Source organism: Nonomuraea roseola (assembly GCF_039535395.1).
Lineage (GTDB): Bacteria > Actinomycetota > Actinomycetes > Streptosporangiales > Streptosporangiaceae > Nonomuraea > Nonomuraea roseola.
The window spans coordinates 756,680-769,649 of record NZ_BAAAXC010000012.1; the positions used below are offsets into that span (position 1 = coordinate 756,680).

Genomic DNA, 12,970 nt, shown 5'->3' on the forward strand with positions numbered 1-12,970 from the left:
TAAAAGTCCATATGGGCTTTGACTCCAGCGGGTCCATCAGCATGCTTGCCTCATGACGGACGTACGGGTGATCGTCGGCCCCGGCCTGCGGGCGGACAGGGCGCTGGTGGGGGAGGTCGCCGAACGCGAGTTCGCGGCCCTGGGAGTGCGCGGCGTGCTCACACACGCCCGCGACGCCACCGAGACCCACACTCTCCTCCGCGGTACGGCCGCCGCGGCCGAGGACGGGGCCGTCGTGGTCGTTCCCGGACCCTTGCGGGAGACGCGCGCGCTCATGGAGCAGGGCGGCGAGATCGTCTGGTGCGACTTCGGCAAGGTCCGCAGGGTGGACGGCGCCGCGCACATCCACGGCAGGGGCATCGAGGGGCTCGCGTGGGCGATCAGGCACGCCGTCCACCGGTTGCGGCACCGCCCCCTGCGCGTCCCGTACGGCCCGCACGCCGAGCAGTGGGGCGACCTGCACCTGCCGGACACGCCGGACGCCGCGTGGGGAGCGGTGCCGGTCGTGACGCTCGTGCACGGCGGATACTGGCGCTCGATCTGGGCGGCCGACCTGATGGAGGCGCTCTGCGCCGACCTGACGGCCCGTGGATTCGCCGCGTGGAACCTGGAGTACCGCCGCCCCGACCTGCACGGCTGGGACGCCACCACCGCCGACATCGCCGCCGGCCTCGCCGCCCTCCCCTCCATGGCCGCCTCCAGGACCACGACTCTGTCCGGAGCGGTTTCGGGGGAGGGGGTGCTGCTCGACCTCGACCGGGTGGCGGTCGTCGGGCACTCGGCCGGAGCGCAGCTGGCCCTCAGAGCCGCGGCCGACGGCGCGGGCGTGGCGCTCGCCGTGTCCCTCGCCGGAGTGCTCGACCTGGAGGAGGGCGACCGCCGCCACCTCAGCTCGGGCGCGGTCGCGGCGGCGCTCGGCGGTCACGCGTCCGGGGAGAGCGAGGTCCCGCACGAGCGGTACACCTCCTCCAGCCCCCTCCTCCGTCTCCCCCTGGGAGTGCCCCAGCTCATCGTCCAGGGCTCGGGCGACGACCTCGATCTGGTCGACTTCAGCCGCAGGTACGCCAGGGCAGCCGAGGAGGCGGGGGACGAGGTCACCTACATGGAGATGTCAGGCGACCACTTCGCGGTGATCGCCCCCCGCACGCCCATCTGGCGCACCACCGCCCTGGCCATCGCCGACCACCTCTCCCGCAGAGTCCCGCCCAAGAAGCCAGGCCCCTCCTGACCCCTGCTCCCCGGAAGCGACAGGGGCCATGCGGCAGTGCTGTGTCGTCGGCGGTGGTGTTTTCGTTCGCCGGGCCGTACGAAGGAGAAAGAAGGGAAGGGAGCCAGCACCGAAGAGGGAAGGGAGCCCCTGTGGAGGTCACCATCGTCGGAGCCGGTCTGGTCGGCTGTCTGCTCGCCTGCTACCTCTCACGCCGAGGTCACGAGGTCACCCTCTACGAGCGCCGCCCCGACCCGAGGACGGCGGGCGCCGACCGCGGCAGGTCGATCAACCTGGCGATCTCCGAGCGCGGCATCGACGCGCTGCGCAGGCTCGGCCTGGCCGAAGAGGTGCTGGCCGAGGCGCTGCCGATGCCGGGCAGGATGATGCACGCCACCGACGGCGCCCTCACCTTCCAGCCCTACTCGGCCGACGGCTCGCACGCGATCAACTCCATCAGCAGGGCCGCTCTGAACCGCAAGCTCCTCGACGCCGCCGACGCGCACCCGAACGTCACGGCCAGATTCGGCCACCGGCTGGCCGGCATCGGCAACGGCACGCTGGAGTTCGAGACCGACGGCGGGCCGGTCACCGAGAAGGGGCAGCAGGTCGTCATCGGCGCCGACGGCGCCTACAGCGCGGTCAGGGCCAGGTTGCAGGCCCTGCAGGGGACCGATTTCAGCCAGGAGTACCTCGACTACGGCTACAAGGAGCTGACGATCCCGCCCAAGCTCGGCGAGTTCGCCTTCGACCCTGGAGCGCTGCACATCTGGCCGCGCGGCAGGTCGATGATGATAGCGCTGCCGAACCCCGACAAGTCGTTCACCTGCACGCTGTTCTGGCCGCATGAGGCGCTGGCCAGGCTGGACACTCCTGAACAGGTCCGCGCCCACTTCACGCAGGAGTACCCCGACGCCGCCGAGGTGATGCCGCACCTGGCCTCCGACTACGCCCGCAACCCCGTCGGCCACCTGGTCACGATGCGCTGCGATCCGTGGCACGGCGAGGTCGGCGGCACGCTGATCGGGCTGGTCGGCGACGCGGCCCACGCGATCGTCCCCTTCTACGGCCAGGGCGCCAACTGCGGCTTCCAGGACTGCGTCGAGCTCGACCGGTGCCTGGAGGAGACGGGCGACGACTTCGCAGGGGCGCTGGAGCTGTTCCAGCGGCGCAAGGCCGACACCGACGTCATCGCCAGGCTCGCGCTGGACAACTTCGTGGAGATGCGCGACAAGGTGGGCTCCAGGGTGTTCCTCGCGCAGAAGCGGATCGAGCACGCGCTGGAGCGGATGCTGCCCGGGCGTTACGTCTCCCGCTACGAGCTGGTCTCCTTCACCACGACCCCGTACGCCGAGGTGGAGCGGCGGATCGCCCGCCAGCGGCGGTGGGCGGGGGCCGCCGCGGCCGCGCTGCTGATCGCCGGGGCGGTCACCTGGAAGAAATCGCGATAAGTCATGATTTAGATCGTGGTTGGCGCACTTGATCACCGCTATCGGGGCGAGCATCCGGTCCGCACGCTCGCCTACCTCTTCCGAGACGATCTTCCCCGACTCCTCCTCGCCGTCCTCTCCTTCCTGGTCAAACACAGCTCCACCTGGCTGCTGCCGCTCGTCACGGCCAACGTGATCGACGTGGTCGTGAACCGCGGCCCTATCGCGCACCTCTGGATCAGCACCACGCTGCTGCTGGTCATGCTGGCCCTCAACTATCCCTTCCACCTGCTGTACGTCAGGCTCATGCACGGCGCGATCCGCAAGGTGGGCACCGGCCTCCGCTCGGCCCTGTGCCGCCGCATGCAGCAGCTGTCCATCGGCTACCACTCCAGGGTGAGCGCCGCCGTACTCCAGACCAAGGTCATCCGCGACGTCGAGAGCGTCGAGCAGAGCACCCAGCAGGCCGCCGACAGCGGCCTCAGCGCGCTGACGATGCTCGTCGGCGGCCTCGGGGTGATCGCCTTCAGGGTCCCCGCCGCGATCCCCGTCTTCATGGTCGTCGTCCCCGCCGCCGCGTTCCTGGTCATGCGGCTGCGTCACCGGCTGCGCGAGGACAACGAGAACTTCCGCCGCGAGGTCGAGCGGCTCTCCAGCAGGGTCAGCGAGATGACCACGCTCATCCCGATCACCCGCGCGCACGGCCTCGAGCAGGACGCCCTGCACCGCGTCGACGGCACTCTGGACAAGGTCCTGCGCAAGGGGCTCAAGCTCGACCTGCAGAACGGCCGCTTCGGCTCGCTGGCCTGGATCCTGCTGCAGATGCTCGGCGTGGCCTTCCTCGCCGCCTCCGCGCTGGTCGCCTACTACCAGGTCATCCCGATCACCGCGGGCGACGTCGTCATGCTGACCGCCTTCTTCACCACCCTCACCTCCTCGGTCACCTCCCTGCTGTCGCTCACCCCGGTGATCAGCAAGGGCCTGTCCTCCGTCCGCTCCATCGGTGAGGTCCTGCAGGCGCCCGACCTGGAGCACAACGCGGGCAAGGCGGAGGTCGCCGCCGTCGGCGGCGCCGTCTCGTTCGAGAACGTCTCCTTCTCCTACGGCGAGGGCACCGCGATCACCGGCTTCACCCTCGCGGTACGGCCGGGCGAGACGATCGCCCTGGTCGGCGCCTCGGGAGCGGGCAAGTCCACGATCCTCAACCTCGTCATCGGCTTCCTGCGCCCGACCGGGGGCCGCATCCTGCTCGACGGCCGCGACATGGAGAGCCTCGACCTGCGCGCCTACCGCAGGTTCGTGTCGGTGGTGCCGCAGGAGTCGATCCTGTTCGAGGGCAGCATCAGGGAGAACGTCACCTACGGCATGGCCGACGTGCCGGAGGAGCGCGTACGGCAGGCCCTCGTCGACGCCAACGCCATGGAGTTCATCGACAAGACGCCCCAGGGGCTCGACACGGTCGTGGGGGAGCGCGGCGCCAGGCTGTCGGGAGGGCAGAAGCAGCGCCTGGCCATCGCCCGCGCGCTGATCCGCGACCCCAAGGTGCTGATCCTGGACGAGGCCACCTCGGCGCTCGACACCCGCTCCGAACGGCTCATCCAGGAGGCGCTGGCCAGGCTCGTGCGCGGCCGTACCGTCTTCGTCGTCGCGCACCGCCTGTCCACGATCAGGAACGCCGACAGGATCGTCGTCATGCGAGACGGACGCGTCGAGGAGGTCGGCACGCACGAGGAGCTCATGCGCCTCGACGGCGCCTACGCCTCCCTCTCCTGACCGCTGCCGCGCGGCGATCTGTTGGCTCTCAGACACCGGGGGTAGCGGCAGGGATCGAGCCGATTCAGGAGGACGCGAACAATGACGTTCAATCCGCTGCGCGAGCGGGGCATCCCGCTGGACAAGCAGCTGCGCAACTGGCGCGAGCTGAACGTGACACCGATCGATCCCGACCACGCCGACCCCTACACCCGCTGCCGCATCATCGCGATGAACGGCATCGAGGTCGAAGCGGTGATGTTCAGCCACCAGATGGCCAGGCACTGCCCGGACACCGAGATCAAGCAGCAGCTCGCGCGGGTGCGCTACATCGAGGCGCAGCAGCAGAAGGCGGTCAACTGGCTGCTGCCGGGGCTGGCCTCGGTACTGGAGACCACGCTGGCCTACGAGCAGGTGGCGGTGGACCTCACCGCCTGGGTGGCCAGGATGGAGCCGGACCCGTATCTCCAGCAGGCCTACCAGTTCGGCGTGCTGGAGGACTTCGACCATCTCTACCGCTACGCCAACCTGTACGAGATGATCGAGCACCGCAAGGCCGAGAAGGTCGTCGACCAGCTCACCGAGGTCATGCCGGGCCGTCCGACGATCATGCATCACCGCGATCCCGTCGACAACGTGCGCGAGCCGTACGACAGGGCGACGGTGGACCCGCTCTCCAAGCTGCACGCGCTGACGATCATGTCGGCCGAGCAGCAGACGATGAACTTCTACATGAACGTGGGCCCCGAGTACATGGAGCCGATCGCCCGCCGGCTCTACCAGGAGATCGGGCTGATCGAGGAGGAGCACGTCACCCACTACGAGTCGCTCGTCGACCCCGGCGAGACCTGGTGGGAGATGCTGCTCAACCACGAGTACAACGAGTGCTACCTCTACCACTCCTTCATGGAGACGGAGTCGGATCCGAAGGTGAAGGCGATCTGGGAGCTCCACCTCAACATGGAGCTGGAGCATCTGCGCCTGGCGGCCGAGATGTTCAACAAGCACGACACCCGCGACGTCGCCGAGGTCGTCTCGCCGAAGCTGCCGAAGCCGGTCACCTTCGAGCCGAACAAGGAGTACGTCAGGGACCTCATCGCCACGCAGATCGACCACACCACGATCGGCACGGGCTACGTGCAGGAGGCCCACGAGCGCTTCCAGAAGTTCCAGGAGCAGATCCACGGCGGCGAGCAGCCGCCGAGCGAGGCCGTCATCGAGGAGAACAAGGCCAAGTCGGGGGAGGAGTACCGGCTGGAGACGGAGGGCCCGCACCCCGTCGAACGGCTGCGGCTCAGCTGAGAGGGCGCGGAACCGGCCGGTCCCACCCGGCCGGTTCCGCCCTGTCCCCTGATCAGCTCTGCTTGCCCATCGCCTTCCTGAGGACGTCGCGGATCCTGTCGGCCATCGCGACCGGCGTACCGATCAGCATGTTCGCCGTCGCGGTCTCCACACCGGCGTGCGGATGCGTGGGCGCCAGCGCTTCAGCCGCCTTCACCCCTGCCGCCATCGCCCTGCGCTCGGCCTGGCTGGTCTCGGCGCGCAGGTGGGTGAACTCGTAGCGCTCCTCCGCCCTCGCGTGGGCCAGGACGGCGGTGCGCAGCAGGTCCAGGTTGGCCAGGAACCTCGGGTCGTCCACACCCGCCTTCTCCATCTGGGTGAGCATGTCCTTCGCCGCGTTCTCCTCGGCCAGCCGCTCGTCCACGACCTCGTCACCGCCGGCGAGCTTGCGCCGGGCGTAGGGGTGGACGACCTCCTCCTCGGCCGTCTCGTGGACGGCGAGCAGCCGCACCAGCCTCTGGAACGGCTCGCCCCTCGCGTCCGGTGGCGCGCTCTCGACCTCGGCGAACAGGTCCCTGATCATGGCGTGCTGCCGTAGGAGCAGATCGACGACGTCGTTCTCGTCCATCAGCTCAGGCATCGTGTGACGGTCACCCATGAGTGTCCTCCTCTCGAGTGAAGTCCGCGCCTACCCCTCACACGAGCACGAACACCTCCCACCCCTCGCCGTGGACCGCTCCCGCGAGGGGGTCGGCGGTGAGACGGGGCAGCTCGCCCAGGTCGATCGGGCACTTGCCCTCGTCCAGCCGCGCCAGCCCGTCGCTCACCTCCACCCCCGGCCAGCTCCCGCAACCGGTCCCTGTAGGCGACCAGGTCGTCCAGCGAGACGGCGCGGCGGCGGAAGCGCTTCTTCGGGTATTCCGCCGCCGGCCTCGCCAGCCCCTCGGCCGCCTTTGGGGGTGGGCTCGAGGACGGTGAGCACCAGCACGTCGCCGCGGTGCCGTACGGCATACCAGTCGCGGTCGGGCAGCCGGGTGCTCGCCAGGTAGCCGTAGCCGACGCAGAGCACGAGCAGCGGCCCCTTCAGCCCGTAGTACCTGAGCGCCCCGAACGGCTCGGCCCCCGGGCCTCGGCGCACGCCGTGGTGGCGGAAGGCCGCCGCGATCCACTCGTCGTAGCTGCATGGCCAGTGCTCGTCGGCCTCTCGGTCCGTGATCTCGTACGGCTGAGCCGCGCCGAGAGTGTCCAGGATCAGGACCCTGGCGGACTCGGGCAGGTCGAAGGGGTGATCGGTGAGAGCGGCCAGGCAGTCGGCAGGGACCCCTTGCCAGCGGCCCGCGTGGCGATCAGGATCGTCGAGGGAGCGGCGGGATGGACCAGGCAATGATCGTGAAGACGTCCTCGGGCCGGGTCTCCGGCATCCGGGTGGAGAACGTGCACGCCTTCCTCGGCGTGCCCTTCGCCGCGCCGCCGTTCGGTGAGCACCGCTTCAGGCCCCCCGCGCCGCCCGAGCCGTGGGAGGGCGTGCGGCCCGCCGTCGAGCACGGCCCCGCCGCGCCGCAACGCCCCGCCCAGGACATCGGGCTGTTCGCGCCCGACGTCTTCCGCTACGGCGCCGACTGCCTGAACCTCGACATCCACACCCCCGACCCAGGTGCGGCGGGGCTGCCGGTCCTGGTCTGGTTCCACGGAGGGGCCTTCTCCGTCGGCGCGAACTCCGCCGCGTGGCAGCGCGGGCACCGCTTCGCCCGCGACGGCGTGGTGTGCGTGGCCGTCAACTACCGGCTCGGCTTCGAGGGCTTCCTCGCGCTCGACGACGTCCCTGCCAACCTGGGCGTGCTCGACTGGCTGGCCGCCCTGCGCTGGGTACGGGCCAACATCGCCGCCTTCGGCGGCAACCCGGCCGACGTGACGATCGCGGGCCAGTCGGCGGGAGGGGCCGCGGTGGCCACGCTCATGACCATGCCCGACGCCGCGGGCCTGTTCCGCAGGGCGATCGTCATGAGCGGCTCGGCCACCCTCGTCACCTCGCTGGCCGAGGCCAGGGCCCAGGCCAAGGAGCTGGCGGCCGTGCTCGGCGTCAGACCGGTGCGCGAGGACTTCGCCGCGCTGCCGCCCGAACGCCTGCTGGCCGAGCAGCCGCCGCCGACGACGGGACAGCTCGGTTCGCTGGGCGAGTCGGTGGCGATCAAGCCCGTCGTCGACGGCCAGGTGGTGCCGGGGGTCCCGCTCGAGGCGATCGCCGCAGGCATCGGCGGCCACCTGCGGCTGCTGGCGGGCAACACCTCGCAGGAGGCCGACGTCTTCGTCAGGCGCATGGTCGAGGGCATCGACCAGGGCACCGCGCGTGAAGCGGCCGAGGCGCTCGGCTTCTCCTCCGACCCTGAACCGCCACCCGCCGAGCTGGTGGCGAGGGCGGTCACCCACCGCCTGTTCATCAGGGAGACGCGCCTGCTCCTGCGGGCGCGCTCGGCGGCCATCGCGCCCACCTACGCCTACGAGTTCCGCTGGGAGTCGCCGCTCGAGAGCCCCGCCGGTGGCGGCAGGGTCGGCGCGGTGCACAACCTCGACCTGCCGTTCGTCTTCGACGTGCTCGACGCCCCTGGCGTGGCGCGCACCGCGGGACACCGCCCGCCCCAGGCGCTGGCGCACGAGATGCACGGGGCGTGGGTGCGCTTCGTCAGGGACGGCGATCCTGGCTGGCCCGCGGGGGTGAAGCGGATCCTCCGGTAGGGGCCTGCTCGCAGAGGGGGTGGTGCGGGGCGGCGGCCGGTCGCAGACTGTGAGCATGCAGTCCTATTCCAGCGCTGTCGCGGACGTCGCGCTGCTCGGCGAGACGATCGGGGAGAACTTCGAGCGCGCGGTCCGGCGCTTCGGAGATCGGGAGGCGCTGGTCGAGGTGGCGACGGGCCGCCGGTGGACCTACGCCCAGCTGAACGACGAGGTGGACCGCCTGGCGCGCGCCCTGACCGCCAGGGGCATCGCCAAGGGCGACAGGGTGGGCATCTGGGCTCCCAACTGCGCCGAGTGGGTCTTCGTGCAGTACGCCACCGCCAAGATCGGCGCGATCCTCGTCAACGTCAACCCCGCCTATCGCAGCCACGAGCTGGAGTACGTGGTCAGGCAGTCGGGCATGCGCCTGCTGATCAGCGCCGTGGCCCACAAGGGCAGCGACTACCGCGCGATGATCGAGGAGATCGGCTTCGGCGAGGTCGTCTACCTCGGGCAGGACACCTGGCAGGCGCTGCTGGCCGAGCAGGCCCCGCTGAAGGAGGTCGCGCTCTCCTTCGACGACCCGATCAACATCCAGTACACCTCGGGCACGACGGGCTTCCCCAAGGGCGCGACCCTGTCGCACCACAACATCCTGAACAACGGCTTCTTCGTCGGCGAGCTGATCCACTACACCGAGCACGACCGCGTCTGCCTGCCGGTGCCGTTCTACCACTGCTTCGGCATGGTGATGGGCAACCTCGGCGCCACCTCGCACGGCGCGTGCATCGTCATCCCCTCGGCGGGCTTCGACCCCGAGGCGGCCCTGCGCGCGGTCGAGCAGGAGCGCTGCACCAGCCTGTACGGCGTGCCGACCATGTTCATCGCCGAGCTGGCCCTGCTGGAGAACCCGGCCACCGGCTACGACCTGTCCAGCCTGCGCACCGGCATCATGGCGGGCTCGCCCTGCCCCGTCGAGGTCATGAAGCGCGTCGTCGGCGAGATGAACATGACCGAGGTCGCCATCTGCTACGGCATGACGGAGACCTCGCCCGTCTCCACGATGACCAGGACCGACGACAGCCTGCAGCGTCGCACCGAGACGGTCGGCCGCGTGATGCCGCACGTCGAGGTCAAGATCGTGCACCCGGAGACGGGCCTGACCGTCCCGCGCGGCGAGCCAGGCGAGCTGTGCACGCGCGGCTACTCGGTGATGCTCGGCTACTGGGAGGAGCCCGGCAAGACCGCCGAGGCGATCGACAGGGCCCGCTGGATGCACACCGGCGACCTGGCGACCATGGACGACGACGGGTACGTCAACGTGGTCGGCCGGATCAAGGACATGGTGATCAGGGGAGGCGAGAACATCTACCCCAGGGAGATCGAGGAGTTCCTCTACCGCCATCCCGACATCGCCGACGTGCAGGTCATCGGCGTGCCCGACGACAAGTACGGCGAGGAGCTCATGGCCTGGATCGTCGTGCGCGAAGGGGCCGAGCCGCCCACCGCCGAGGCGATCAGGCAGTTCTGCGCGGGGGAGATCGCCCACTACAAGATCCCGCGCTACGTCCACGTCGTCGAGGCGTTCCCGATGACCGTGACCGGCAAGATCAGGAAGGTGGAGATGCGCGAGCGCTCGATCGGCCTGCTCGGACGGGGCTGAGGCGAGCCGTCCTGGTGAACGCGTCAGGTCCTGTCGGTGCTGGTCTCCTTGATGAAGCGGCGCAGCTCCGCGCACAGGCCACCGGGGTTGTCGAGCGGGATGAGCGTACGCGACCCCGGGATCTCCACGTACTCGCCTCTCGGCAGCAGGGCGGCCAGCCGCCGTCCCGTCTCCGGCGGCATCATGCGGTCCTCGGCTCCCCACGCGACCAGCGCGGGCCCGCGGAAGCCCCGTAGCCGCTCGGCCGCCCTGAGATAGGTGTCCTTCTCGACACTTCTGCAGAACTTCGCGAAGTCCCTGCGCACCTCGGCGTCGGTGAGCAGGGGGCCGTACCACCGGCGCACCAGCTCGTACGGGATGGGGCGCTTGGCCATCCCGCCGAGCGAGGTCCGCATCCGTACGAGGAAGGGGACCCTGAAGGACTGCAGCAGGAGGAAGAGTCCGCCGGGGACCTTGCTCGCCGCGTGCAGGGTCCTGCCCTGGACACCGGGCGGATAGTTCTCCAGCGCCTCGCACGAGGTGAGCACCAGCCTGCCGATGCGCGCGTCGCGCACACCCACGAGCAGCTGGGCCGTGCCCGCGTCGTTCTGGACGAGAGTGACGTCACGCAGATCCAGCCGCTCCATGAACTCGGCGAGGACGTCCGCGACCCCCTGCGCCGACAGGTCGGCCTCCGGCCGCATCGGCCGGCGATGGCTCCCGATCGGCAGGACCGGGACGACGACCCTGAAGTCGGCGCGCAGGTCCTCCACCACCGCCTGCCACACCGACTCGTCGAAGGCGAGGCCCGGCACGAGCACCACGGTCTCGCCCGGGCCGCCGGTGTCGGTGTAGTCGATCCGGCCGGCGGACAGTTCGATGTCAGGCATGGCTCCACCTTCTAGATAGATCGATCTAGTGAGAGACTAGCCGCCATGAGAACGACAGGCGATACCAGGGCCCGCATCCTGACGGCGGCGACCGAGCTCTTCAGGCGTCAGGGATACGCCGCCACCGGCATGAAGCAGATCGTCGCGGACGCCGGGGCCCCCTACGGCTCGGCCTACCACTTCTTCCCCGGCGGCAAGGCGCAGCTCGGCGAGGAGGTGATCAGGACCTCCGGCGCGGCCTACCTGGGCCTCATCGCCGAACTCTTCCCCGAGCCAGGCCCGCGTGCCGACCCCGCCCTCGCCACCGCCGAGGCCTTCACCGCCGCCGCCCTGACCCTGAGGGAACTCGACTACGCCGACCCCTGCCCGGTCGCCACCATCGCCCTGGAGGTGGCCAGCACCAACGAGACGCTGCGCGGGGCCGCCGCGGAGGTCTTCGACAGCTGGATCGACGGCCTGGCCGCCTACTACACGGCCTGCGGCATCGCGGGGCCCGCCGCCCGCGACATCGCCACGTCCGTCATCGGCCTGCTGGAAGGAGCCTTCATGCTCGGCAGGACGGCGCGCTCCACCCAGCCCGTGCTGGCGGCGGCCACGGCCGCGGCCGCCGTCGTCCGCGCGATGCGGGCGCAGTCCACCGAGGCGTGACGAGCTTCGCCGCGTCCTGTGTGGTGACTGTCACGTTGCCTTATTGGCAAACAGTCCAAAAAATGGGCTGCATGGCCGACCTTCCCCGTCTGGCGGTGACGCGAACCGCCAAGCTCGCCACGCTCCCTCTCGGTTACGCGGGACGTACCGCGCTGGGGCTCGGCAAGCGCGTCCTCGGCAGGCCCGCCGAGCTCGTCGCCACCGAGGTCCAGCTGCGGACCGCCGAACAGATCTTCAAGGTGCTCGGCGAGCTCAAGGGCGGCGCGATGAAGATCGGCCAGCTGCTCTCCGTGCTGGAGTCGGCGCTGCCTCCGGCCGTCGTCGAGCCGTACAGGGCGGCGCTGACCAGGCTGCAGGACTCCGCGCCCCCCATGCCCGCCGCCAGCGTGCACAGGGTGCTCGCCGAGGACTTCGGCGAGGACTGGCGCGCGCACTTCGCCTCCTTCGACGACCTGCCCGCCGCCTCCGCCTCGATCGGACAGGTGCACAGGGCGGTGTGGGCCGACGGCAGGAGCGTCGCGGTCAAGGTGCAGTACCCCGGCGCGGCCAAGGCGCTGCGCAGCGACCTCAGGCAGGTCGGCAGGGCGGCCAAGCTGTTCGGCGTGCTGCTTCCCGGCCTCGACGTGCGGGCGTTCGTGGAGGAGCTGCAGGAGCGGGTCGCCGAGGAGCTCGACTACGGCCTGGAGGCCGAGGCCTGGCACGCCTTCGCCCAGGAGTACGCCGACGACCCCGACTTCGCGGTGCCCCTCGTCGTGGCCGCCTCCGAGCACGTGATCGTCACCGAGTGGCTGGACGGCACGCCGCTGTCGAAGGTCATCGAGGACGGCCCGCAGGCCGAGCGCGACAGGGCGGCCCTGCTGCTGGTGCGCTTCTCCTTCTCCTCGCCCACCCGCTGCGGCCTGCTGCACGGCGACCCGCACCCGGGCAACTTCAAGATCACCGAGGACGGCCGGCTCGGCGTACTCGACTTCGGCGCGGTCAAGCGGCTGCCTGACGGCCACCCGCCCGCCATCGGCCCGCTGCTGCGCTGCGGAGCGGCGGGCGACATCGAGGGCGTGGCGGAGGTGTTCAGGCAGGAGGGCGTCATCCGCGAGGGCGTCGAGGTGGACCTCGACGCGCTGGCCTCCTTCGTCGCCCCCTACGCCGAGCCGATCACCTCGGCCGAGTTCTCCTTCACCCGCGAGTGGATGCGCGAGCGCGGCCTGTACATGTTCAGCGACGGGTCGAGCATCTTCAGGATGCTGAACGTGCCGCCCGACTACGTCGTGAGCTTCCGCGTGCTGACCGCCGGCTACGGCATCCTGTCGCAGCTGGCCGCCACGGGCCGCTTCCGCGCCGAGGCCGAACGCTGGATCCCCGGCTTCGCCCCCGACCCTGCCTGAAGCCGGTCGTCGGCCACGTCCTAGCA

12 protein-coding genes are annotated in these 12,970 nt (G+C 70.4%); 8 read left to right on the forward strand and 4 right to left on the reverse strand.

The window, feature by feature from the left end; translation table 11 throughout:
• Positions 1-52: 52 nt before the first annotated feature.
• The 4 genes from ABFX55_RS15635 (at position 53) to ABFX55_RS15650 (ending at position 5,691) form a co-directional block, all read left to right on the forward strand.
• Positions 53-1,228 (forward strand): alpha/beta hydrolase, encoded by a 1,176-nt coding sequence (locus tag ABFX55_RS15635; protein WP_346121633.1) that lies wholly within the window; start codon positions 53-55, stop codon positions 1,226-1,228.
• Positions 1,229-1,359: 131 nt separating this feature from the next.
• Positions 1,360-2,658, forward strand: a complete 1,299-nt coding sequence (locus ABFX55_RS15640; protein ID WP_346121635.1) for an FAD-dependent oxidoreductase — start codon at positions 1,360-1,362, stop codon at positions 2,656-2,658.
• Between the two features lie 15 nt (positions 2,659-2,673).
• Positions 2,674-4,410 (forward strand): ABC transporter ATP-binding protein, encoded by a 1,737-nt coding sequence (locus ABFX55_RS15645; protein WP_346121637.1) that lies wholly within the window; start codon positions 2,674-2,676, stop codon positions 4,408-4,410.
• 81 nt (positions 4,411-4,491) lie between these two features.
• A complete protein-coding gene (locus ABFX55_RS15650) occupies positions 4,492-5,691 on the forward strand; it encodes a hypothetical protein (RefSeq protein ID WP_346121638.1) in 1,200 nt (399 codons plus the stop codon).
• Between the two features lie 52 nt (positions 5,692-5,743).
• On the opposite strand, the gene ABFX55_RS15655 is transcribed toward ABFX55_RS15650, so the two are convergent.
• From ABFX55_RS15655 to ABFX55_RS15665, 3 genes are read right to left on the reverse strand one after another with little or no spacing between them, the layout of a single operon-like run.
• Positions 5,744-6,310 (reverse strand): hemerythrin domain-containing protein, encoded by a 567-nt coding sequence (locus tag ABFX55_RS15655; RefSeq protein ID WP_346121640.1) that lies wholly within the window; start codon positions 6,308-6,310, stop codon positions 5,744-5,746.
• Between the two features lie 55 nt (positions 6,311-6,365).
• Positions 6,366-6,497 carry a hypothetical protein gene (locus ABFX55_RS15660; protein ID WP_346121642.1) on the reverse strand — a complete coding sequence of 44 codons (132 nt, stop codon included), beginning with the start codon at positions 6,495-6,497 and terminating at the stop codon, positions 6,366-6,368.
• A complete protein-coding gene (locus ABFX55_RS15665) occupies positions 6,494-7,054 on the reverse strand; it encodes a hypothetical protein (protein ID WP_346121644.1) in 561 nt (186 codons plus the stop codon). The genes ABFX55_RS15660 and ABFX55_RS15665 overlap by 4 nt, the downstream gene beginning before the upstream one ends.
• Between ABFX55_RS15665 and ABFX55_RS15670 the strand changes: the two genes are divergently transcribed.
• Together ABFX55_RS15670 and ABFX55_RS15675 are read left to right on the forward strand one after the other, a co-directional pair.
• Positions 7,054-8,403: a carboxylesterase/lipase family protein gene (locus ABFX55_RS15670; protein ID WP_346121646.1), complete on the forward strand. Its 1,350-nt coding sequence runs from the start codon at positions 7,054-7,056 to the stop codon at positions 8,401-8,403. The two genes, ABFX55_RS15665 and ABFX55_RS15670, sit on opposite strands and share 1 nt — an antisense overlap.
• A gap of 55 nt (positions 8,404-8,458) precedes the next feature.
• The gene (locus ABFX55_RS15675; RefSeq protein ID WP_346121648.1) at positions 8,459-10,045 is read left to right on the forward strand and encodes an AMP-binding protein; all 1,587 of its coding nucleotides are present in this window, start codon (positions 8,459-8,461) and stop codon (positions 10,043-10,045) included.
• Between the two features lie 23 nt (positions 10,046-10,068).
• Here ABFX55_RS15675 and ABFX55_RS15680 read toward each other — a convergent pair whose 3' ends face one another.
• A complete protein-coding gene (locus ABFX55_RS15680) occupies positions 10,069-10,914 on the reverse strand; it encodes an alpha/beta fold hydrolase (protein ID WP_346121649.1) in 846 nt (281 codons plus the stop codon).
• Positions 10,915-10,959: 45 nt separating this feature from the next.
• Here ABFX55_RS15680 and ABFX55_RS15685 point away from each other — a divergent pair, with 45 nt between their 5' ends.
• Both ABFX55_RS15685 and ABFX55_RS15690 read left to right on the forward strand, forming a co-directional pair.
• Positions 10,960-11,562 (forward strand): TetR/AcrR family transcriptional regulator, encoded by a 603-nt coding sequence (locus ABFX55_RS15685; RefSeq protein ID WP_346121651.1) that lies wholly within the window; start codon positions 10,960-10,962, stop codon positions 11,560-11,562.
• A 71-nt stretch (positions 11,563-11,633) separates the two neighbouring features.
• Positions 11,634-12,944: an ABC1 kinase family protein gene (locus ABFX55_RS15690; protein WP_346121653.1), complete on the forward strand. Its 1,311-nt coding sequence runs from the start codon at positions 11,634-11,636 to the stop codon at positions 12,942-12,944.
• The last annotated feature ends 26 nt before the right edge of the window (positions 12,945-12,970 follow it).